This is a genomic window from Desulfobacula sp., assembly GCF_030145145.1.
GTDB lineage: Bacteria > Desulfobacterota > Desulfobacteria > Desulfobacterales > Desulfobacteraceae > Desulfobacula.
Genome location: NZ_JAQYWD010000012.1, coordinates 13,382 through 37,474, shown reverse-complemented (window position 1 = coordinate 37,474; position 24,093 = coordinate 13,382). Strand labels below are relative to the sequence as shown.

17 protein-coding genes and 1 other RNA gene are annotated in these 24,093 nt (G+C 41.7%); 10 read left to right on the top strand and 8 right to left on the bottom strand.

Annotation, left to right across the window (positions count from 1 at the left end):
* Positions 1 to 29 precede the first annotated feature (29 nt).
* The 5 genes from Q1Q15_RS08510 to parE form a co-directional block, all read right to left on the bottom strand.
* On the bottom strand, positions 30 to 764 hold the full coding sequence (locus tag Q1Q15_RS08510; RefSeq protein WP_300458492.1) for a hypothetical protein: 735 nt from the start codon (positions 762 to 764) through the stop codon (positions 30 to 32).
* A gap of 160 nt (positions 765 to 924) precedes the next feature.
* Positions 925 to 2,397 (bottom strand): Rne/Rng family ribonuclease, encoded by a 1,473-nt coding sequence (locus Q1Q15_RS08505; protein ID WP_300458491.1) that lies wholly within the window; start codon positions 2,395 to 2,397, stop codon positions 925 to 927.
* 168 nt (positions 2,398 to 2,565) lie between these two features.
* Positions 2,566 to 3,948: a membrane-bound lytic murein transglycosylase MltF gene (gene mltF, locus Q1Q15_RS08500; protein WP_300458488.1), complete on the bottom strand. Its 1,383-nt coding sequence runs from the start codon at positions 3,946 to 3,948 to the stop codon at positions 2,566 to 2,568.
* On the bottom strand, positions 3,945 to 6,224 hold the full coding sequence (gene parC / locus Q1Q15_RS08495; RefSeq protein WP_300458485.1) for a DNA topoisomerase IV subunit A: 2,280 nt from the start codon (positions 6,222 to 6,224) through the stop codon (positions 3,945 to 3,947). Before parC ends, mltF begins: the two co-directional genes overlap by 4 nt.
* Positions 6,224 to 8,164: a DNA topoisomerase IV subunit B gene (gene parE / locus Q1Q15_RS08490; protein WP_300458483.1), complete on the bottom strand. Its 1,941-nt coding sequence runs from the start codon at positions 8,162 to 8,164 to the stop codon at positions 6,224 to 6,226. Before parE ends, parC begins: the two co-directional genes overlap by 1 nt.
* 105 nt (positions 8,165 to 8,269) lie before the next feature.
* Here parE and Q1Q15_RS08485 point away from each other — a divergent pair, with 105 nt between their 5' ends.
* Complete coding sequence (locus Q1Q15_RS08485; protein ID WP_300458481.1) at positions 8,270 to 12,139, top strand: class I adenylate cyclase; 3,870 nt, start codon at positions 8,270 to 8,272, stop codon at positions 12,137 to 12,139.
* Positions 12,140 to 12,142: 3 nt separating this feature from the next.
* Here Q1Q15_RS08485 and Q1Q15_RS08480 read toward each other — a convergent pair whose 3' ends face one another.
* A complete protein-coding gene (locus tag Q1Q15_RS08480) occupies positions 12,143 to 12,817 on the bottom strand; it encodes a TIGR00730 family Rossman fold protein (RefSeq protein WP_300458478.1) in 675 nt (224 codons plus the stop codon).
* A 218-nt stretch (positions 12,818 to 13,035) separates the two neighbouring features.
* Between Q1Q15_RS08480 and Q1Q15_RS08475 the strand changes: the two genes are divergently transcribed.
* The 4 genes from Q1Q15_RS08475 (at position 13,036) to ssrA (ending at position 16,021) form a co-directional block, all read left to right on the top strand.
* A complete protein-coding gene (locus Q1Q15_RS08475) occupies positions 13,036 to 13,323 on the top strand; it encodes an HPr family phosphocarrier protein (protein ID WP_300458477.1) in 288 nt (95 codons plus the stop codon).
* On the top strand, positions 13,320 to 15,095 hold the full coding sequence (gene ptsP, locus Q1Q15_RS08470; protein WP_300458475.1) for a phosphoenolpyruvate--protein phosphotransferase: 1,776 nt from the start codon (positions 13,320 to 13,322) through the stop codon (positions 15,093 to 15,095). The genes Q1Q15_RS08475 and ptsP overlap by 4 nt, the downstream gene beginning before the upstream one ends.
* On the top strand, positions 15,092 to 15,556 hold the full coding sequence (gene smpB / locus Q1Q15_RS08465) for an SsrA-binding protein SmpB (protein WP_300458472.1): 465 nt from the start codon (positions 15,092 to 15,094) through the stop codon (positions 15,554 to 15,556). The genes ptsP and smpB overlap by 4 nt, the downstream gene beginning before the upstream one ends.
* A 108-nt stretch (positions 15,557 to 15,664) precedes the next feature.
* Positions 15,665 to 16,021, top strand: a transfer-messenger RNA (tmRNA) gene (gene ssrA, locus Q1Q15_RS08460).
* A 166-nt stretch (positions 16,022 to 16,187) separates the two neighbouring features.
* On the opposite strand, the gene Q1Q15_RS08455 is transcribed toward ssrA, so the two are convergent.
* Positions 16,188 to 17,066: a site-specific integrase gene (locus tag Q1Q15_RS08455; RefSeq protein WP_300458471.1), complete on the bottom strand. Its 879-nt coding sequence runs from the start codon at positions 17,064 to 17,066 to the stop codon at positions 16,188 to 16,190.
* A gap of 279 nt (positions 17,067 to 17,345) precedes the next feature.
* Between Q1Q15_RS08455 and Q1Q15_RS08450 the strand changes: the two genes are divergently transcribed.
* The 4 genes from Q1Q15_RS08450 (at position 17,346) to Q1Q15_RS08435 (ending at position 19,472) form a co-directional block, all read left to right on the top strand.
* Positions 17,346 to 17,963 carry a sigma factor-like helix-turn-helix DNA-binding protein gene (locus Q1Q15_RS08450; protein WP_300458469.1) on the top strand — a complete coding sequence of 206 codons (618 nt, stop codon included), beginning with the start codon at positions 17,346 to 17,348 and terminating at the stop codon, positions 17,961 to 17,963.
* A 244-nt stretch (positions 17,964 to 18,207) separates the two neighbouring features.
* A complete protein-coding gene (locus Q1Q15_RS08445) occupies positions 18,208 to 18,420 on the top strand; it encodes a hypothetical protein (RefSeq protein ID WP_300458467.1) in 213 nt (70 codons plus the stop codon).
* 283 nt (positions 18,421 to 18,703) lie between these two features.
* Positions 18,704 to 18,937 (top strand): DNA/RNA non-specific endonuclease, encoded by a 234-nt coding sequence (locus Q1Q15_RS08440; RefSeq protein WP_300458621.1) that lies wholly within the window; start codon positions 18,704 to 18,706, stop codon positions 18,935 to 18,937.
* A gap of 43 nt (positions 18,938 to 18,980) precedes the next feature.
* On the top strand, positions 18,981 to 19,472 hold the full coding sequence (locus tag Q1Q15_RS08435) for an ADP-ribosylglycohydrolase family protein (protein ID WP_300458465.1): 492 nt from the start codon (positions 18,981 to 18,983) through the stop codon (positions 19,470 to 19,472).
* Positions 19,473 to 19,634: 162 nt separating this feature from the next.
* On the opposite strand, the gene Q1Q15_RS08430 is transcribed toward Q1Q15_RS08435, so the two are convergent.
* A complete protein-coding gene (locus Q1Q15_RS08430) occupies positions 19,635 to 21,290 on the bottom strand; it encodes an HD domain-containing phosphohydrolase (RefSeq protein ID WP_300458463.1) in 1,656 nt (551 codons plus the stop codon).
* A 199-nt stretch (positions 21,291 to 21,489) separates the two neighbouring features.
* Here Q1Q15_RS08430 and leuS point away from each other — a divergent pair, with 199 nt between their 5' ends.
* Positions 21,490 to 24,093 (top strand): leucine--tRNA ligase, encoded by a 2,604-nt coding sequence (gene leuS / locus Q1Q15_RS08425; RefSeq protein WP_300458461.1) that lies wholly within the window; start codon positions 21,490 to 21,492, stop codon positions 24,091 to 24,093.

The following is a 24,093-nucleotide window of genomic DNA, read 5'->3' as shown; positions in this document are numbered from 1 at the left end:
ATCCTCCTTAAAATAAATAAAATACATAGTTATGATTTTTTTGCAGGAATCCAGATGGTTTTTCCATCAAAGTGGATTCTGTTTATATTATGATAGTCAACTTCCTGGAGAAGCGAAAATATCTCCTCCATATTGTAAACGACAATTTTACTCAGCGGCTCAACCAGGTCAATGTCTGAGTCCACCTTTTTTTCAATAAGATTGTAAATAATCACCAGGGTTTCGGAAAACTTTAAAATTTTCCCGATCCCGGAACTCATGCCTTTATCAATGGGTTCATCTGCCTCTGCTGAAACTATTATCCCCTGATGCTCATAAAATTCTTTTAAAATATTAAAATGAATATTCCATATATTATCCCCGGGCCGAATCACATAAATCCCGTAGGATTTTATCTGTTGCGGCAGGACAGCCCCGGATTCATGGATGCGTTCCTGGAAAACAGCTCCCTCTTTAACAAAGGCTTTTTCCAGGATATCTCTCATGGAAATTTGCGTATCACCAATTTGAACGGTCTCATCAGACCTGACAATCATGTCAAGACTTTTTTTGATTCCCAGGGGTGCTTTGCGGGATGCCATGAGGTGCTTGAGTTTTTTGTCTTCATTAAGATGGTTATAATCAATGGTCGGCATAACAACAATATCCCCTTGAACGATGCCGTCTTCATTCGTCGTCATGTCTGTTTTATTGTCCCCGGGTTTTTTCACTGCCCCGATTTCATTTTTCAGGGATAGCAGGGGCTTTTCTCGAAACTTATTCACATACAGGGTCCTGAAAAAAAACACCCCAAGCAAAACCACGGCAATCGTTATGAAACCTCTTTTGCTATTATTTTTTTTCGGGCGCATAGGGTTTACAGTTTTTCTTAAGATTAAAATTGATTCAGATACACAATAGAACCATTTATGTCAAGAAAGGTCTTCAATCAGTATGGGAGTTGACCCTGATTTGGCTTTCCCCGGAAACCATATGGGGATCGCCCTCAATGGTAATGGATACCTTTCTTTTCGATTCAATTTCAGTGAGTTCCTCTCTTTTTTTGTTTAACAGATACCCGGCCACTTCATGGGGGACAATACCGGTTGCTTCCTTGATGTCAGGTTTTAAGGTTTTCAAGTTCAACTGCCGTAAAAAAGCCAGTCCCTGGGTTTCCACTGAAGGGATCTGACCCCTGCCTTTACAATGCCGGCACGTCTCATGGCTTCCAAAAGTGATGGAGTGCCGGATCCGTTGCCGGGACATTTCCAATAATCCAAATTTGGTGATGCCGCCCACTTTTGTTTTAGCCTTATCTGATTTTAAATGTTTTTTCAGGGTTTTCGTGATATCTGCCTTGTGTCCGCTTTCCCTCATATCGATAAAATCAACCACAATCAATCCGCCCATATCCCGAAGTCTCAATTGCCGGGCAACTTCCTCACAGGCCTCAAGGTTTGTATGATAAGCGGTTTCTTCAATGTTTTTCTTTTTAGTGGATTTTCCTGAGTTTACATCAATGGACACCAGGGCTTCTGTTTGTTCAATGACAAGGGATCCGCCTGATTTAAGGGTCGCTTCTTTTTTATAAATAGATGCGATCTGGTCTTCCACCTGATATTTGGTAAAGATGGGTTTTTCACCCTTGAATTGTTTGACTATTTTTTTTTGTTTCGGAGCGATCACACTGATGAACTCTTGTACTTCTTTAAAAATTTCAGGACTGTCAATCAGGATTTCTTTGACATCAGACGTAAAATAATCCCTTAAAGATCTCACGGCAAGGGTCTGCTCCTGGTAGAGCAATGACGGGGCAGTGTTTTTGATGGCGGTTTTGTCAATGTTGTTCCATACCCGCATCAAATACTTTAAATCCGCTGTTAACAGGGTTTTCGTGGAATTTTCACCGGCCGTCCGAACGATCATGCCAAATCCTGGGGGGATCTTCATTGTTTTTATGATATTGGCGAGTCGTTTTCTTTCATCCTCATCACCGATTTTTCGGGAAACCCCTTTTGTGGCGTTTCCCGGCATGAGTACCGATAACCTTCCCGGCAGCGAGATAAAGGTTGTCAGCATGGCCCCTTTCTGACTGATCGGGTCCTTTGTCACTTGAACAATCAGTTCCTGTCCTTTTTTGATGAGCTTAAACAGGGCTTTTTCACCCGCCTCTACATCTTGAAAATAGTCTGTATGGATTTCATTTTTTTGAAGAAACCCATTCTTGGGCGCGCCATAATCCACGAAGACAGCCTGAAGACTGGGTTCAACTCTTGTCACAATCCCTTTATAAATATTGCCTTGTGTGACTTGTTTGGCTGTCGTTTCAATATGAAATTGTTCCAGTTTGTTATCTTTTAGCGCGACAATTCTGTGTTCATCAGAATCTAAAGCATTGATCAGAATTTTTTGTGTCATTGATTTTTCTCTTGAATCATTGGTTTTATACTTTGTTAATTGCCGTTTCAATTAGCAGTGTTGCCGTTTTAAGTAGTAAATTGAACGAGGCAAGTCAATTTTTTTATTTTGTTGATCACCAAAATTGTGCTTTCGCAAGATATCTTTAATGAAAAAGGGTCCTGGTCCTTAGTGAATATCTTTTTGTTTGAGAATGTCAAAATAGGTAAGAATCCGTGCAATATATTGAACCGGCTCCCACCCCCTTGCAAAACCATATCGGGTCTTTTCATAGTATTTTGATTTTGATAATAATGGCAGCGTTGTCTTTAAATTTTGCCATTTTGTTTCATCCATCCCCATGTCTCTGGCAATCTGAATGGCATCCAGCACGTGTCCGTAGCCGATATTGTAACTGGCCAGAGCAAACAGAATCTTTTCATAATCATCTTTAAGATAATCGAATTTTTTTACCATTTTATCAAGATATTTTATTCCGGCCTTAATGCTTTGTGAAGGGATCAGTCGATCTTCGATCCCCATTTCTTCTGCTGTGTCCATTGTGAGTTGCATCAACCCCCTGACGTTTGTAAAGCTTTTTGCGTTGGAATTAAAATGGGATTCCTGGTAAATAGCAGCTGCCATAAGTCTCCAGTCAAAATTATATTTCATGGACTCTTCGATAATTATTTTTTTGTATCTGGGCAGCCGGGTCCGGATCCTTTGATGAAATTTTTTCAAATCAAAGGGGTCTATGTTTTCAATGTCGGCATAATATTTGTCGGATATCTGTTTTAACAGGCCGGTTTGATTGGCATACAGAAAAAATTTATTCATCTGCTCCAGCAGGTGTGAATCCTTTTTGTTGACCGCCCAGGCAAGGTGTTCTTTTTTCTGCAAAGGAATCCCGACGCGGATATCCGGATAATGTCGTTGATTCAGATAGGCAACCGTATTGTTGGCAATGGTAAATTTTATTTGCCGGGTGTTGACCATACGGATCAATTCTTCCGTGGGGAGATTGTTATGAAGAATATAATTAAATTTGACACCCGATGTTTCAATTTCCTTGAGTCGAGAATGATAAGAGGTTCCCCGGCGGACATGCACGATCCTATTGGCAAGATCTTCAATATTCTTGGGATTTAAAATGAGTTTGTGGTGAATGATGCGCTGTTGAACGGTCATATAGGGAATTGAAAAATTGACCTTTTCAAGTTTTTCCTTTGTTATGGCAAGTCCTGATGCGATAAAATCACCCTTTCCCTGCTCAAGAAAGGGCACCATATTGTTCCAGCCCGGGGTAATAATATCAAGATCAACATTGAGAAAGTTGGCAAATTCCCTGGCAAGGTCATACTCAAATCCGGAAGGATCACCGTTATACTGGTAATAGGTATTGATGCCATTCGTTGTGATCAGCCGGAGGGCTCCTGTTTTTTTTATCTTTTCCACACTGTCGCGATAGGGATTAAAGTCCTTATGATGGATTTTTACACATAAAAAAATAAAAAAAGAGCATAACCCTAACAGGAGGATTAAAATAAAATAATTAACAAAAAATTTTTTCATTTTTTATGATTACCCGTTTCAATGGGCACAATGTCAACACGATCGACGGTTTGGTATCCCCGGGGGAGTTTTTTGCCCCGATGGCCCCTCATGCCTGTATAATCCATTTGATTTCCAGGGGTTAATTTGAGTGAGTGCTTACCGGAATGGATGATCAGATTCGCGTTTGATGGTAATATCTTAAGAAACTGAAGTCTTTCGGGATCTGTTGAATGGCGTTCTTTTTTCGGGATAGAGATAATTTTATTCCCCTGTCCTTTTTTCAGGTAGGGCAGAAGGTTCAAGGCAAATATCAAGAGCCTTCCCTTGGATGTGATTGAAGCGATGTTGTCTGTTTCAAGGGCAACAACCCTTTCAGGTGTTAATAATTCATGATTTTTTTTCAAAGAGATAATGGCTTTGCCATTTTTATACTGGGTTAGAAAATCGGCAAATTTAATGATAAACCCATACCCGCTGTCAGAGGCGACCAGAAAATGGTGGTGATCTTCGCCTGATACCATAAATTTGATATGGGCATTGGGTGTGATGGACAGGTGACCGGTCAGCGGCTCGCCATTCCCCCTTGCCGACGGCAGTGAATGGGCGAACAACCGGTAGCTTCTGCCGGTACTGTCTAAGAAAACAATGGGTTTGTCGCTTCTGGTCCTTAAATACCCTAACAGCGCATCACCGGATTTAAACTTAACGGTTGCCGGATTAATCTCATGGCCTTTGGCCGATCGAATCCAGCCATTTTTTGATAAAATGACGGTGACCGGTTCAATGTCCATGACATCGGTAACTGAAAATTTTTCTGCTTCTTTGCGCTTTTTTATGGGGGATCGTCTTTTGTCCCCATATTTTTTTGCATCGGATCGGATGTTGTCTTTTATATAGGCTTTAAATGCGGTTTCATTGCCCAGGATTTTTTCAAGGGTTTCCCTTTGGGATACCAGGTCCTGTTTTTCAGACTGCAGTTTTATTTCTTCTAATCTGGCCAGCTGGCGCAGCCGGATTTCCAGAATGGCCACTGCCTGGCGCTCCGTCAATGAAAAGGCCTTGATCAGGTCTTTTTTGGGATGGTCAGATCCCCTGATAATTTTAATCACTTCATCCAGATTCAGGAATGCGATAAGAAAACCGTCCAAGATATGCAGACGATCTAAAAGGTTTTCCAGCCGGAACGTCAATTTTTTTCTGACGGTCTCTGCCCTGAATTCAAGCCATTCTGTCAGCAAATCCAGCAGATTTTTAACCTGGGGCCGGCCGTTGATGCCAATCATATTCATGTTAACGGAGTATGATTTTTCAAGATCAGTGGTGGCAAACAGATGATCGGTCAGTGCACTGACATCAATCTTACCTGATTTTGGTATCACCACAAGCCGCGTGGGGTCTTCGTGGTCGGACTCATCCCTGATATCAATGACCATGGGCAGTTTTTTGGCTTCCATCTGGGCGGCAATCTGTTCATAGATTTTTTCCGTGGAAGCATGATGGGGCAGGGCCGTAAAAATAATTTCCGAATCTTCCACATGGAATTTGGCCCGCATCTTTATCCTTCCGTACCCTGTCCTGTAACTCTCCATAATTTCCGAAATCGGGGTGATGATTTCAGCATCTGTCGGGAAGTCAGGACCTTTGATAAAGTGACAGATATCTGCCAGGTCTGCGTCTTCATTATCGATTAAATGGATCAGGGCCTTTGACACTTCCCGCAGATTATGGGGCAGAAGATTGGTGGCCATCCCCACGGCAATGCCGGTGGACCCATTCAGTAAAATATTGGGCAGCCGGGCCGGAAGAAGTGTGGGCTCTTTGAGGGTTCCGTCAAAATTCGGCACCCAGTCAACCGTTCCCTGATCCAGTTCTTGAAGAAAAATCTGGGCATACGGTGATAACCTGGATTCGGTATACCGCATGGCGGCAAAGGATTTTGGATCATTGGGATCTCCCCAGTTCCCCTGACCCTCCACCAGGGGATATCTCAAAGAAAACGGCTGGGCCAGCAAAACCATGGCCTCGTAGCAGGCGGAATCTCCGTGGGGGTGAAATTTACCCAGTACATCCCCCACGGTTCTGGCCGATTTTTTAAACTTGGCAGTGGACAATAACCCCAATTGACTCATGGCATAAATAATCCTGCGCTGGACCGGTTTTAAGCCGTCACCAATATGGGGCAGGGCACGGTCCAGGATGACATACATGGAGTAGTTTAAATACGCTTTCTGGGTAAATTCCTGAAACGGCATGGTTTCATGGTCTTCAATCGCAGATGGCAGAAGGTCTTTCATTATTCAATCTCTTTTATATTGCCGTTGGTTTCGATCCATATTTTTCTGTCTTTGGATCTTTTTTTGCCCAGGAGCATATCCATGATGGCATACACCTCTTTGACAGATGCTTCGCAACCATCATCTACGGATAACTGGACAAGTCGCCGGGAATCCGGTGAAATGGTCGTCTCTTTCAACTGTGCCGGATTCATCTCGCCCAACCCTTTAAATCGTTGGATATTAATTTTGCCATGCCTTTTGCGTCGATTGATCCGTTTGATAATATTCTCTTTTTCCGAATCATCCAGCGCATAAAAAACTTCTTTGCCCACATCTATCCGGTATAATGGCGGCATGGCAATATACACATGTCCCTGGCTTACAATTTGGGGGAAATGTCTTAAAAACAAGGCACACATCAGCGTGGCAATATGCAGTCCATCAGAATCCGCATCCGCCAGAATACAGATTCGATTATACCTGAGTTTGGAAATGTCATCAGATCCGGGTATCACACCTAAAACCTGGGAAATATCCCTGATTTCCCGGGATTGAAAAATGGCGGAAGAATCGATATCCCAGGTATTTAATATTTTACCCCGCAACGGCATAATGGCTTGAAACCGCCGATCTCTTGCCTGCTTTGCCGAGCCGCCGGCAGAATCTCCCTCCACAAAAAACAATTCCCGTCGTGCCTGGTCAACACTGGTGCAGTCTGACAATTTGGCCGGCAGTGTAATGCCGTTTGAGGCCCTTTTTTTTGTGACCTGTTTGGCTTTTTTGAGCCGTGTTTTTGCATTTTCAATGGCCAGGGTGGCCAGCTTTTCCCCTTCCTCGATATGTTGATTCAACCATAAACTGAACGTATCTCTGATCTGGATATTCACAAGATTGGCACAATGACGGGAGGACAGCCTTTCTTTTGTCTGCCCTGAAAACTGGGCATCGGACAGTTTGACAGACAGGATATAGCTGACACTGTCCCAGATATCTTCGGGCGCCAGGAACAAGCCTTTGGGCAGGAGGGACCTGAATTTGCAAAACTCTCTGACAGACTCTAACAGGCCTGATCTGAAACCGTTGACATGGGTTCCCCCCAGACTTGTCGGAATCAGGTTAACATAACTTTCCTGGGGGTTCTGGCCCACGTCCAGGGTCCAGGTAACCGCCCACAGAAGGTGGATATCCTCTCCATGAAGTTCACCGGTAAACGGCGCAGAAAAAATACATTTTTTTTCTTTTAATGTTTCATTGAGATACGCATCAATGCCATGATCATATTCCCAGGTTTCTTTTTCACCGGATGCTTCATCATAAAAGCTTGTGGCAAGCCCCTTACAGAGAATGGCTTTTGATTTCAAGGCTTTTTTCAAGGCGGTTTTTGAAAAAAAAGGGGTGTCAAAATAAGACACGTCAGGATAGAACTGAAGCGAGGTTCCGGAGTTTGACTTACCAATGGATCTGACAATGGTCAGTTCTTCGGTTTTAATCCCGTTTTCGAACCCAATACGGTATTCCTGCCCGTCTCGTTTTATATGGATGATCAACCGTATGGACAAGGCATTGACAACAGACACCCCGACACCGTGCAGTCCGCCTGAATAACTATAATCTTTGTTGGAAAATTTTGCGCCGGCATGAAGTTTGGACATGATCAATTCCACACCGGATATGTTTTCTTCCGGATGAATATCCACGGGCATCCCCCGCCCATTATCCGAAACAACAATGGATTGATCTGTTTTCAGCACCACATCAATCCGGGTGGCATATCCTGCTATGGCTTCATCCACACCATTGTCAATAACTTCAAACGCCAGGTGATCCGGACTGGACGTGTCGGTATACATCCCGGGCCTTCTTTTGACCGGATCCAGTCCTTTTAGGACTTCAATGGATTCAGCGTTGTAAACAGATGCTGTTTTTTTATTTTCAGTGCTCGGCTCAAATAATTTCATAAATTATTCTGTTGTGATATAAAAGTTAATTAACAATATAAAATTTCAAACAACCCCTATAGCATTTTTATTGGTAAATGTAAAAATAGGAAAATTATAGCCATCATGGACTTTTTAGTCAAAGATTTCGATTTCAACCGGTTTGAACCCCAATGGGAAAAATTATCTGAAGAAGAAAAGGCCATTGTTGTCAAAAAAGTGGGGAATTTAGATCCAAGACATGCCATTCTGCCTATATTGGCGGGGATCTCATCCTACCATTTTTATCTGAGAAATAATGCCAGAAAAAGCCTTGAGGTCCTCCAGGATGACATTCGTAGACTGTTATCCGCCCCTTCTGATACCCTGGAATGGTTGGAAGGTGCAAAAGCGTCTGCCTCAATCTGTGCCAGGATATCGGCGCATATCCATCCGGAAATGCACTTCAATGATCTGAGTTATTTTTATAGAACCTTACTTGAATTTGATGGTAAAGGGGCGTTCTTTGCGTACAAGCTTGTCTACAGGGGAAAGGTCAGTGTGACGGCCATGGAAAAAATTATTTTCACGGTTTCTGAACCTGCCCGTCTATCTTTTGTGGATCAATATCTTCAAACCGAGCCAAGTGTCCGAATGAAATTCAATGTCTCGTTTATACGGATTTTAAGATCCCTTAAGCAACGAAAACCCGTTGTTGAATTCTATGCCGGACTTTTTGATCGACAAAGGGATGTGGATCCGTTTTTAGGGAATATCAATGCGGATTTACGAGATCCTGATCAGATCATTTCCAATGAACTCCGGTCTCGGTCAAGTGACATCGCCATTACTGGGCTCAAAGCACTTGCCATGATGGTGACTAAAATTCCCCCGGAGATATTGATCAATATTCTGACAGCACAGAACGACAAAAACGTTAGACTGGCCATTTATCAGATTGTTGAAAATTCTTCCATGGGAATGTATCCTGAACTGTTTTCTCCGATGATGGACCTGTTGTATACCTGTGATCAACATGAAGCCTTTGCCGCTTTCAAAGCAATGGTTGTATCGGGGAAATTGCCGTTGTATACCCTGTTGGAAACCATAAAGAAACAATACCCCACCCTTATGCCGGTTATCCAGAATGAAATGGCCGCTTTATCCAGAATATCCTTTTTCATTATCCAGGATATTGCCCTGAACAAAGAAAAATATAGAACCGCCAACGTTGAGGTAAATCTTGCCTGTATCCTGGGCATGATTAAAAAAAGGCCGGAGCGGGTTGTCAAGATCTTAAAGAAATATGGGACCGATCCTAAAAATTCTTTGCGGAAGGATATCAACCGGTTCATAGAAAAAACAAAACACCAGCTCTCAAAGGAAAAACAGAGTATTGAAACCGAATTTGATGCCTTTGTCCAGGGGGTCAAACAGGAATCAAAAATAAACAAAGGCTTTATGCAGAATTTTTTTTTAAGCCCGGTTGAAAAAAAGATAGAGGCCCTTAAAAACAAAACCCTGTCAAATGCCATTGATTTTGAAAATGAAACCATTCAAGATGTTGATCTTTCAGCCGGGGGGTTTTTTTCTGCCTCTCTTTTTTTCAGTAACTGCCGAATGCATAATTGTGATTTGTCCAAGGCATCCTTTTCCGGGGTTTTTTTCAAGAATAGCCTTTTTTACAATATTGATATGCGGGATGCGCAATTTGATGGTGTTAATTTTGATAATGCCGTTTTCATCAATGTTAATGCCCAGAGAGCCACGTTTAAAAACTGCAGTTTTCAACAGGTGTCTATTTATAATTGCAATTTCAATGGTGCCGGGATGATGGACGTATCGTTCTTGAGCGCCATTATTTCAAAAACCTCTTTTAATCAGACAAATCTTTCCTGCGCCTGTTTTGCGTATTCAAAGATTTCAGCGGTATCGTTTGTCAATTCAAATGTTGAACAGGCTGATTTTTCAGGTGTGGGTGCACGGTTTTGCAGATTTCCTCCCACGGCAAGATCCCTTCTTCAAAACAGTGATATGGATTGCAATGCCAGAGAATTCCAGTTGTCTTTAACGGACATGCCGCCATTGGATGAAACGATTGTCGCGCAGATAAATCTGCTGATTTTCTGTGAATTCATTCATTATGGGGAGATGAAGTTTGTGAGACAAAATCAGCTCAGCCTGTTGACGGCGTTTGATGTTTTTAAGACCAAACAAGCGGATTTGTTTCAACTCATCCCGTTTTTACTTCATGAAAATATTGGGTTTCCCAATACACCATCCTTCCATGATGAAACCCCCCATGGCATCTGCGATTATATGCCAAGCCTTGAAGCCCAGGATATCTTAAAAAAATATATCCGCCTGGATACGATCCTTGTCAGACGCAGTCAGCATCCTTCAATTGAAGGCCTTTTTACCATTGGGAGTACCGGTTCCATTGCCCAGACATCAGACTCAGATATCGATTACTGGGTCTGTATCAATGAGGATAATTTCAGCCCCAGGGGGCTTGAATTATTTAAACAAAAACTGGATACACTCGAGCGCATGGCCGGGTATCAGTTTAACACCAAGGTGACGTTCTTTTTAGTGGACATTTTCAAAGCAAGGAATAATGATTTTGGAGGGTCAACCGTTGAAAGCTCAGGTTCTGCTCAAACAAGACTTTTAAAAGAAGAATTTTACCGTACCATGATTTATATTGCTGGGAAATTACCCCTATGGGCTGTATTACCCACGACCATCAGTCTCCATTATTATAATAGTGTTTTAAAAAATGTTTCAAGTTTTCCAGATCTTGGCAGATATATTGATTTGGGAGATATCCATGCCATATCAACGAGTGAATATGTTGGTGCATCCATATGGCAGATGTTTAAATGGCTGAAAAGTCCCTTTAAATCCGTGATCAAAATGTCCCTTCTTGAAAAATATATTTATGAGTATGGTAAATCGTCATTGCTCTGCAATCAATATAAGGATGAATGGATGAATTCCGGCACCCATTTAAAACTGGCCCAGAATGATGCCTACTATATATTGATAGAAAATTTAATCACGTATTACCAGACAGCAGGAGATGCGTCGTCGGTTCATCTTTTACTGACCTGTTTTTTTCTCAAACTTGAGATTTCACAAGAGGCCCAGATTGAGAATACGGTTTTTGGCCTTAGAAAAATACTGCTTGAAAAATGCCTGACCAAATGGGGCTGGAATAAAGACAAAATTTTTGAAATCGGGAGTTTTAAAACCTGGGCATATAGTGATATCGCAACACTTTCCAATACCATTAAAACCTATATGCTTAAAACGTATAAAATCGTAAATAATGCATTTGAAAGACGGTTCCATGACCAGTCAAGAATCAGTCCTGAAGATCGGACAGTCCTGGGACGAAAAGTGTTGATTGAATTTTCAAAACAACCGGGTAAAGTTGAAAAGGTGCTGCTCATATCCCGAAGTGACCGGCATTTTAATGGGTTACAGCTTAACTATTTTAAACGTGAGAACGGCATCGGGTCCTGGGCCCTATTGCACAAAAAGTCCAGGACACTGAATCACCAGGAAGATGTTTTGATCAAGACAGAAACCATTGAAGAAATTGGTGCCTGGTTGATCAACAATTGTCTTTATAATGCGAGTACCATTCTTAATCTGGTCCCCAATCCCACAGAAGTGACCATTGATGATATCCGCAAACTCTATAATGTCATGCATGATTTTTTCAGCCCTGTACTCGAACGCGTGATCGGTTTTGATGAGTTGTTAAAGAAAAATACAATGGTCTGCCTGTTTATTTCCATCAATTTTTATGCCCCCCGGCAACAACGAAACGTGTCTGAATATACCGCTGTTTATTTGAACTCATGGGGAGAAATGTTTTGCAGGTCCTATTCTTCGGATCAGGGGGTGTTAACAATGGAGCAGGCAAAAAAACATATCATGACCACCATTGGGGTCAAAAAACTGCCGAAAAACACTGCTTTTTATTTTTCAAAAGGGATTGCCAGATAACCGTTAGCTTGTTTGGGAGTCATTAAAATCCATCACCACCTTGATAATATCCTCTGGATCATCCAGCAGATGAAAAAGGTCCAGGTCTTTTTCGGAAATCATTTTTTCTGTTAAAAATTTATCTGTTATCCATTGGATAAGGCCTTGCCAGTAGTCTTTCCCCACAAGGATGACCGGGAATTTTTTGATCCGTTTCGTCTGGATCAACGTAATGGTTTCAAACAACTCATCAAGGGTTCCAAATCCCCCCGGCATAATAATGAAAGCCTGGGCATATTTTAAAAACATCACCTTTCTGACAAAAAAATACTTGAATTCAATTTGTTTGTTCGCATAGGGATTGGGTGCTTGTTCAAACGGAAGCGTAATATTCAATCCCACTGAAGTTGCATTTTCTGCTGCAGCGCCTTTGTTGGCAGCCTCCATAATGCCACCGCCGCCACCCGTGATGACTGCGTACCCATTTTGGGCAAACAATGCAGCAAGGTTTTCAGCTTTTTTATAGTACGGGTGTTGTGCATCCGTTCTTGAAGACCCGAAAATAGAGACTGCCCGACCCAGATGATACAACTCGTCAATGCCTTCGACAAATTCTCCCATAATTTTGAACAACCGCCAGGACTCACCGGGTTTAAAATCATTAATGGGATATTTCCCGTTGGGATATAGTTTTTCCATGTTGATAATTTCAATAACCTTCTTATATTTAAAATCGTTAAAGTAACAGACGCTTACAAGCCAATGGCATATGTATTCATTGACCGATAAATCAAGGACCTACCATACATTAAGATAGCTGTCAATTATACACCTTTTAATTGCTGCTTTTCTCTACATTGACATTTTCAGGGAAAAGCGATAAAGAAAAGGAAAAAAAATTCAGAGAAAGAACAACAGTGAAAAACAGCGGAACAATTACTCGCAAAACATCGGTTATAAATGAACTTGGCATGCATGCCAGACCGGCATCCAAAATTGCACAAATGGCTGAATTGGCTCACTCGGACGTATGGCTGTGTGTCAACTCAACAAAAGTTGATGCAACCAGTATTATTGATATCCTGACCCTGTGTGCTGTGAAAGGAACTCAGATTGTGATCGAAATTGAAAATCAAGCGGACAGTGTGGTACTTGATCAGATTGTTGATTTTTTTGAAACCGGTTTTGGGGAAGTAGAAAGATGAGCATTTCAACGTCAAGGCAGATAAGTATCAAAGGGATCAGTGGTTCACCGGGTATCTGCATTGGTAAGGCATATGTCGTTGATAGAGAAGGGGTTAATCTCACGAAACGATATCCAATCAGTGATGCCCTGGTACCCAAAGAGATCGACAGGTTCAAACATGCGGTGTTAAAAGCAAAAAATGACCATGCCAAGGTCATTGAATCCCTTGAGGATGATATCGGTGAAAATTTGAATATCCTTGAGACGCACATGGTGCTTTTTAAAGATAAAATGCTCTATGGCAAGACCATCGATACCATTACCAATGAAAAAATAAATGCTGAATGGGCGTTAAGAAAGGTCTCAAGAAAAGTCAAAGCCATGTTTCAGCAAATCGATGATCAATATCTGCAGGCCCGAGTAAATGATATTGTCCAGGTTTCAGACAAGATTATGTCGTATCTTGTTGGTGCCGAGGATATTAAGATTTCTGATATAAACAAGCGTGTGATTATTGTTGCCCATGATTTATCGCCTGCTGATGCCAGTCAAATACAGCTTGAACGGATCAAAGGATTTGTTACGGACCGTGGTGGCAAAGATTCCCATACCAGTATTATCGCCAAATCCTTGAAAATTCCGTCCGTGTTAGGATTAGGCCGGGCAACCATCAATGTTAGAAATGATGATATTTTAATTGTTGATGGCTCTTCCGGGATATTGATCATTAATCCGGAAGAAGATACGCTTTTCAAATATGAAGCACGTCTGGCAAGGTTTGAACAATACAGAGCCGGCTTGGAAAGAGATAGTCATCTGCCGTCTGTCACAAAAGACGGCATTTTAATAAACCTGATGGCCAATATTGAACTGGTAGAAGAGGTTGTTGCCGTCAAAGACTATGGCGCAATTGATATCGGCCTTTTCCGGACCGAATTTTTATACCTTGATTTAAAGCGGTTCCCCACAGAAGATGAACTTTTATGCAAATACAAGGAACTGGTCGAATTAATGAGTCCGCAAAGTGTCACCATCAGGACACTTGACATTAATGGTGACAAGGTTAACCCGTATCTGTCTATAGTTGAAGAGGCCAACCCTTCCCTGGGATTGCGGGCGGTAAGGTTCTGCCTTGAAAATGAGGATGTTTTTATTACCCAGCTGAAAGCCATTTTAAGGGCAGCTGCCTTTGGAAATATCAAATTGTTGATTCCAATGATTTCTTGTGTCGAAGAAATTATTCAAGTTAAACAGGTCATGAATAAAGCGATCCTTGAACTGGAACGGGAAGATAAAATTTTTAATAAGGATATCCCCCTTGGTGCCATGATTGAGGTGCCGTCTGCGGTCATTATCGCAGAAAGCCTGGCAGATCATGTGGATTTCTTCAGTATTGGAACAAACGACCTGATTCAATATACCATGGCCATTGACCGGCGGAACAGAAGGGTTGCTCATCTTTATCAGGCATTAAATCCAGCGGTATTAAAAATGATAAAAATGGCCTATGATGCAGCAAAGAAAAAAGGAATTGACTTTGTCATGTGCGGAGAAATGGCCGGAGATCCTATGAATCTGCCCGTTCTTGTGGGTATGGGATTGACTAATTTTTCCATGAACTCTGCCGCCATTCCAGCCGTTAAAAAAATAATTCGTGATCTTGATACTAAAAAAGCGAAAAAGAGCGTAAAAAAAATCATGACACTCAAAACCGTGCAGGAAATATCTGATTTTATTTCACAGGAATATAAAGAGATACTTCCTTTTCAAGAGGCGGATGAAACCATATGAATTCAGAATATACGAAACTCATTGCCACCAATAAAAAAGCCTGGCACAACTATGCCATTGAGTCGGAATATGAAGCAGGAATCGTTCTGCTAGGGAGCGAAGTTAAATCGATTCGGCAGGGAAAAGTCAGTTTCCAGGATGCCTATGCCGATATTAAAAATGGGGAACTTTTTTTAAGGCAATTGCATATCTCACCCTACAAAGAAGCATACTATACCAATCATGAGCCCTTGAGAACAAGAAAGCTATTGCTTCACGGATATGAGATTAAAAGAATCTGGTCAAAGATCAAACAAAAGGGATATACCCTGATTCCCTTAAAAATATATTTTAAAAATGATAAAATTAAGGTTCTCATCGGTCTTGGCAGGGGTAAAAAATTATTTGACAAAAGAGAAACCATTAAGAAAAAAGATATGAAGCGTGACCTTGACAGGGAAAGAAAAAAACAATCCTTCTGAAAGACAAACAAGCTGGAGTCATTATTTATTTCCGAGCCCCTAACCTTCAATATTGACTTTTTACGTTTTTAGGCTTATTATTTAATAACAATTGATCTTTTACAATTTGGGGGCGAAATGGCTTCGACGGAGATTCTGAGGCCCATGGTAGCATACCGAGTCTTTTGTCAGCTCGTAAACTTGGCAAAGCATAAACATAATCGCAGATGATTATAATTACGCTGTAGCTGCGTAGAGCAGCTTCCGTCCTGCTGAAATTTTTCTTGCAGATTTCAGGTCAGGGCGTCGACTTTGCAAGATCGCTTTTTAAGGGTTTCTGAACCTTAAAGGCTAAACTTTTCAGACTATACTGTTTTGTATCCATCTCAAAGGAGACAATTCAATGAATATAAATTTTGAGATAAGTATGTAGAAGCCTAGGTTGATTGTTTTCGGACGCGGGTTCAACTCCCGCCGCCTCCACCAATTTTTATCAATAAAATCAATAACTTAAAAAAAACATTGGTTGCTCTGGTAGAATACTGGTAGAATTTCAAATTTATTAAAACTTGTAAAAAAACATTAAGACCCAAGATTGACAAGGGTCTTTTCTGTTTTTTATGGTTAAATGTCAAAAATTCATTACACAGCACTATTCTGTGGCCTCCGGTATCGTATCATCACCTGATAATGTCATTGTAAATGCTTTTTCAAGCCCATTGCCATCATCTGGGGCAGGGATGTGATTGTAATAATGTTCAACAATCATCTTCGTTGTAGTATGCCCGACCTGTTTTTGGACAAACCCCATCCGTTCATTATTATCCAGGGAATTTGTAATATAGGATGACCGGGTATCTTTACAACTGCTGCCTGATGATAGACCAGCTTTTAACAACGTAGGTTTGAACACATGAATGTTCACACTGTGCTGGTGAATGTTGCGACCGAACCTATTCAAGAAAACAAACTCGGATTTACCAAAAGTATGTTCCTTCTGTATTTGAAGAGCTTTCGTTGCCATCGGTGATAATTTCACAAACCTGACAGAACTTTTTGTTTTTGGCTCTTTGTATTCTCCTCTGACAAGGGTTTTACGGATATGAACTCTGCCGTCCTTAAAGTGGACTCTCTTCCATTTCAAGGCGGCTGCCTCACCGAATCGTACCCCAGTGAAAAACAAAAACATAAACAGCGGTTTGTAATATACCGGCACTGCTTCCAGAAAAGTTTTAATTTCATCAAGGTTCAAAGGGTGCTTTTCTGATATTTCCTTTTTAATACCATCAACATCATCCATCGGATTGGAATCAATCAACTTGTGCTTCAAGGAAAACTTCATCACATCCCTAAACGGAGTCAGAATATTAATTTTTCTTTTGCCACTACATTTGAGCCGACTGATAAATCGTTCAATATCAAGACCAGTGATTGATGCTATGGACTTGTTCCCAAATTTTGGAAGTACGTGAGCGTTCATATCCTTTTTATATTCTTCCATTGTTGATTTGGATATTTTATTTTTGACCACTCTACTGCTACCTCACCAAAAACTTTTTTTTTCTGGGTCTTCAACCGGAATGTCTCTGTCGGTAATTTTACCGTTGACGGCTATATCAAGGAGATACTCATCTCGTTTTCTTCTTGCTTCAAGAACAGAGGTTGTTTCCAAAGAAAATTTATATGGTTTGTTAAGACCTCTAACCTTTTTTTTAAAATTCCAGATTCCACTTTTGCTTTCTTGATACAGATGTTTATTTAATTTTTAATTGAGGCGACATCTATCCTGACACAGGGGGATCTTATCCGTATGAAAAATTGCGGTTACAAAAAAATTGGAGAGATTAAACGAATACAAAATACAGTTAACCAGGTTGTCAAAATAATTCAATCCCAAAACGCTATGGAAATGACTGATTTTAAATCAATGATAAAGTTTGATAAAAAGACGCGGGAATTGTTTGATATCGGAGATGCCGTCGATCCAACAAAACCTTTCCTTTCACTTGACGTCTGGATTTTAAGTATTTCAAAAAAATCAAAGAGAAATAAAAACGTCTTTATGTTACGCATGGGAATGCTTGGAAAACTACCCCAAACATATGAACAAATAGCTTTGAAATATGATATTTCAAGAGAACGCGTAAGAATGATTGTTAAAAAATTAAAGATGACAGGTCTTAGACCCATTTACGGAATTCGGCTTGATCCTTTGATTGAACAAACAGAGCGGATCGTTAGATCATCAGGTGGTAAAATTGCATTTTCAGATTTAATCACTCGTTTATTAGAGAAAGGACCCCAAGGAGAATTGTTGAAAGATGCCGTCCCATTTATAGAATATTTAAAAGAATTTCCGCAGTGGAAAAAAACAGGCTTGAAAATAAAGAATGGTTATATCGTGATTGAATCCAATTTGGATTTTTAATGATGGCACCGGTTTTTTTATTTTAAATTTTGAAAAATCTCTTTTTGAGTTTAATAGGGTTCCATAATCTGAAATAGGAGACTTCATGTACCTTTCTGAAGAAAAACGAACAGAGATCCGGGAATGCATTGAAAAATATTACATAGGGCTAACTGCGTGAGATTTTAGATGGGATTTGTGGGACCTCTTTGTGACTCTCTACAAAAAGGCAGGGCCAATCTGGCACTCTTCTTCTGATGGGGATATGAATTATTTAGATTATACCCCTGAGGAGGTTTTGAATGCTTTAACCACAGAGGATAAAAATTGGATCAAAGAATTGTATGATTCATTTGTTTTTCGGCGTATCAAAAAAAGGTATATTGAAATTTATGGTGAACTGAAGACTGTAAAAGATGTTGAATCACGCAGTAAGCTTCTTGCTGAATCCCATACTTTTCTTGATCAACTTGAATAGAACAAATAAAATTTCAAGAAACAGAAAAGAGTAGAAATAAATCTGATCAGCAAAAATTTAAGAGGCAAGATCATAATGAAAAAAATATCGGTTACAATACCCACACAGTTTTAAATGCAGTACCTCAACTTCAGTGGCAAAATAATGGTATTTGGAAAAAACTTGAACAACTCTGAAACGATTGGGCAGATAAATATGACCAGGCCTGGGTGATATAAGGCCCTGTCTTTTTTGATAAATCCCCAGCAATGTGGTTGGGTCAAGATGGTGAAAATAAAGAGCGATACCGGATGCATTGTTTAAAATAGTGATCAGAGAAACTGGCAACCATGACAAGGTTGAAACTTTGTCGTTTATCATTCCAAATATTTTGCCGAAATCCAAAGCAAATCTGAATCATTTCCTGACTTCAATTGACAGAATTGAAGGTCTCACAGGGCTTGATTTTTTAACCGTTCTGGATAGTGAGATTGAGGGCAGGGTGGAAGAAAAACTATCTCAAAGCATTGATTGGTAAGGAAGTTCAGTTAAGCACATTATTATTTTTCAGGAGATTATAAATGAAAAGATCAATAGGAGCCAAAACCATAGTTTACCCCGCACCTGTCCTTATAGTAGCCACATACGATAAGGATGGGAAAGCCAATGCTATGACCGCCGCTTGGGGTGGTATTTGTTGTTCCAAGCCGCCATGCGTAACTGTGTCATTGCGTAAAGCCACATACAGCTATGATTGTATTGTTCAAAGCAAGGCATACACTTTGAATATCCCATCTCAGAAATATGTTAAAGAGGCCGATTACATTTGGGTGGCTGAAGAAGCTTTGGCTATAAGCCTTTGTTGTGCAGTAGTTGCCGGCCATGATTTCAAAAAAGGGGTTTCGTTATCGGTAAATCATTCTGTTGACAGTGATTCAACCGGGTCAATTACAGGAAATATTTTAGGTGCATTATATGGGCTTGATATTATTCCTGAGAATTGGCTGATGGACCTTGAACATAAAGATTTGATAGTAGAAATAGACGGAGACCTGTTTGATCAATTTGGATGAAAAGGTTAACAGAACGTTGTAATCGTTATCTGAGTGCGGACTCAAAAAATGATGGAAAAAATCGCTAAAATAGTTAAGAAGATACAACGTTCCAGGGAGGAGTAATTATGCTGTCAAAGGCTGGGCTTCATATCGCTGTCACGGTCGAGCATGCGGCTTCCTTTACAGATCCATCTGAAAGTCGGACAGGTGTTTTTGGGCATATTCAAGGTGGGTTCCAGATCGAAAAAAGAGGGTGATAATATCTTTATCCAACATTCCCTGTTCTCCCATTCTTTGAAGGATCGCTTCTGCCTGGCTTAATGTCATGGGGCTTTTATAGGGACGGTCCGGGGCCGAGAGGGCTTCAAAAATATCGGCAATGGCTAAAATTCTTGCCTGGATCGTCAGGTTTTCTTTTGTCAGGTGCAATGGATATCCTGATCCGTCAAGTTTTTCATGGTGTGCGCCGGCAATGGAAGGGATGTGGGCCAGTTTCTTGGGCCAGGGGAGTTGGTTTAACATTTTTTCAGTCAAATCTGCATGGTTGTTAATGATGTCCCTTTCTGCGGCGGTTAAGGTCCCCTCTAAAATACACAGATTTTCAAATTCATTTTCAGTCAGGTAGGGCACGTCTTTGCCGGAAACATGACAGGATTTTTTATTGATGGCTGCTAACGCGTCAAAATGTTCTTCTTCCAGGCGTTTTTTGCTTGCATTGATAAACGAAAGGGTTTCAAATTCTGTTTCCAGGACCTGGATTTTTTCATTATAAATCGTATCAATCCGGGCCAGTTCCATTTGTTTTTCGGTTTGATCGAAAAGGGCCAGTTTGGTTTGTGCCGCCATGAGTTTCTGCTGGGTTTTAAACAATTCCCATCGTGTTTCAATCAGTTCTATTTTGTCATGAACCGTTTCTAATCTTGAGGATTTATCAATGATATGGTCGGGTGTGCTTATTTTCCCGGTGTCATGCATTAACGCGGCGATCCTGAGTTCATCCATTTGATCCGGGGAAAGACAGAACTTTTTAAATACGGTTGGATCCTGGTTTATTTTTTGGGCGATCATCATACTGAGTTCTGTGACGCGCTGGATATGACCGCCGGTATGTTTTGATTTTTCATCTATTAATACGGCAATGGCATTGATAAATGCCTCAAACAATGCCTTCATTTCAAGAATGAGCGTCTGCTGGGTTAAAATTACAGAGGCCTGGCTGGCCAAGGCCACTGCTTTTTCCTGGTCCTCACTGCTGAAGGGGATGATGCTGTTGGATGGCAGGTCTTTTGCATTAATCAACTGCAGAATGCCGATAATTTCATCCTCATGATTTCTCATGGGAATGACGATCATGGACTGACTTTTGTAGTGCAAGGCAGCATCGAATTTTTTGGTTCCCTCAAAATCAAATTTTTTGGTGGTGTAAACATTTTTTATATTCACAATTTCCCCGGTATGAAACACGTATGAGGAAACATTGGACAGGTTAGGGGCATGGTTGTCATCATATAAAGGGACGCTGGGGAGATCTATTGCACTGCCCCCTTTTTTGATATTCAATGATTCGTTATGGATTACATTGAAATCTAAATTTTGGCTTGTTTGATCAACCAGGTAAAGGGTGCCGCCATCTGCTTTGGTAAACCGTCGGGCAATGGTAAGGATCATTTCAAGGAGATTGTTGATATTTTTTCCCGTACCAATGGCCTTGCCAATGGCGGTCAATTCCGATATTTCCCTTGCCTGCTCTTGAAGGTGAAGACTCAGTTCATCAATAAAGTTTTCAATGACAATATTGATCCTGGGGTTTTTAGAAAATTTTTTATTGTCAGCCATTTTATATCCTTAAAGCGGGTTAACCATGGTGATCAAAGTAGATTAAAATACCAAAAAAAGAAAAATGAAACAAGAAAAGAAAAATATAACGGGCAGCCTCGATCTTCTTGCTATTTACCGTTGATTATGGCATTTAATAAGATTTAAATAATGAAATAGCAACGCCCTATACAGGATATTTTCACAAGGAGTAAGTCTAATGGAGGAGCGGTATCAACCGGAATTGGTAGAACCTAAATGGCAGGCATACTGGAAAGAAAACCACGTTTTTAAGGTCACTGAAGACCCCTCAAAAGAAAAATATTACCTGCTCGAGATGTTTCCTTACCCGTCCGGTAAAATACATATCGGTCATGTGCGCAATTATACCATTGGTGATGTGGTGGTCCGGTACAAACGGATGAAAGGGTTTAACGTTCTCCATCCCATGGGGTGGGATGCCTTTGGCATGCCCGCTGAAAATGCCGCCATTGATAACAATACCCATCCGGCAGCCTGGACATATGACAATATCAGCGCCATGCGGGTGCAGCTTAAAAAGATGGGATTTTCCTATGATTGGGACCGTGAAATCGCCACCTGCCGGCCGGAATATTATAAATGGGAGCAATGGCTTTTCCTTAAAATGCTGGAAAAAGGCATGGCCTATCGCAAAGAATCCTATGTGAACTGGTGTGAGAAATGCCAGACGGTTCTTGCCAATGAACAGGTTGAACAGGACAAGTGCTGGCGATGCTCCCAGACGGTTCAGCAGAAAAAGCTGTGGCAATGGTTTTTCAAGATTACAGATTATGCCCAGGACCTTCTGGTCCATTGTGATCAACTGCCTGGTTGGCCGGATAAAGTAACGGTCATGCAGAAAAACTGGATTGGTCGAAGCGTTGGGTCGGAATTGAAATTTAAGATTGATGGCCGAAATGAGGATATCGTGGTGTTTACCACACGGCCGGACACCGTTTTTGGGGCCACCTTCATGTGCCTTGCCCCGGAGCATCCCCTGGTTGAAAGCCTATCAAAGGGGAACAAACAGCAAGATGAGGTCGCGGCCTTTGTTCAAAAGGTCTCCCGCCAGGAAAGATCTGCCGAGGGACTGGAAAAATATGAAAAAGAAGGGGTTTTCACCGGTGCATATTGTATCAATCCGGCAACGGAACAAAAGATTCCCGTGTATACAGCCAATTTTGTGTTGATGGAATATGGGACCGGCGCCATCATGTCGGTACCGGCAGGGGATCAGCGGGACTTTGATTTTGCCCGGAAATACGGGCTTGACATCAGGATCGTGGTCCAACCCGAAGGGGAGACCCTTGATGCAAATACCATGTCTGAAGCCTACACCGGTGCCGGTATCATGGTGAATTCCGGTGAATTCAATGGGCTGGACAGTAAAGCAGCCATGGACATCATGACCGACTGGCTGGAACAAAAGGGCCGGGGAAAGAAAACCATTTCCTATCGATTAAGGGACTGGGGCATTTCCAGGCAACGATACTGGGGCGCACCGATTCCGGTGATCCATTGCCCGGATTGTGGTGTGGTTCCGGTTCCCGAGGCGGATCTTCCCATCCGACTTCCTGAAGAGGCGAATCTCCTTGCCAAAGGGGGGTCACCCCTGTCGACCCTTGCGTATTTTGCAACGGTGACCTGCCCTGAATGCGGCAGGCAGGATGCGAAAAGAGACACCGATACCATGGACACGTTTGTTGAATCATCATGGTATTATCTAAGATATTGTTCTCCCCGGTATGATGACGGCATGTTTGACCCAAAGGCCGTAAGGTATTGGGCCCCCGTGGACCAGTACATCGGTGGGGTGGAACACGCTGTGCTTCATTTATTATACTCCCGGTATTTTATGCGGGTGCTGCATACCCTTGGGATGATCGATTTTAAAGAACCGTTTACCCGGCTCCTCACCCAGGGAATGGTGTGCAAGGAGACCATGACCTGTCCTGAACATGGGTATCTTTTCCCGGAAGAAGCCGTGAAAACCGCTGACGGAAATCTTGTGTGCACCCGGTGCAACCAGGATGTGGCAGTGGGACGGGTGATCAAAATGTCCAAATCCAAGAAAAACGTTGTGGACCCCAATGAATTGCTTGAAAAATACGGGGCCGATGTGACCCGGTTGTTCTCTTTGTTTGCGGCGCCTCCGGAAAGGGATCTGGAATGGAGTGAGGATGGGGTTGAAGGCAGCAATCGATTTGTAAACCGGGTGTGGCGGCTTGTCCTGGAATGGCTGGAAAAAATTGAAGATTCCAAGCCATTTGCCGGCCCAGCTTCCGATCTTAGCTCAGAACCGGCAAAAGCGCTTTATATCAAGGCAAACCAGACCATACAAAAGGTGACGGAAGATATTGATAAAAGTTTTCATTTTAATACGGCCATCTCCGCGGTCATGGAGCTGGTAAATGAGATGTATGCCATTGATGCCGAGGCAACAGACACTGAGATGAAAACCGTGATCCGGTTCAGCCTCGAGAATATCCTTTTGCTGCTGTCCCCCATTATTCCGCACTTTTGTGAAGAACTGTTTGAACGACTGGGTAAGACCGGTTCAATCCTTGAGCACCCCTGGCCGGATTACAGAAAAGACTCGCTTAAAACCGATGAAGTCCTGGTGGTGGTCCAGATCAACGGGAAACTTCGATCTAAATTTACCATGGGTGTTGGCGCAAAAGAGGCGGTGATCAAGGAAATGGCCCTGGCCGATGAAAAGATTAAAAAACATATGGGGGACAAACCTCCCAAAAAGGTGATTGTCATCATAAAGAAACAGACACTTGTGAATATTGTGGTGTGA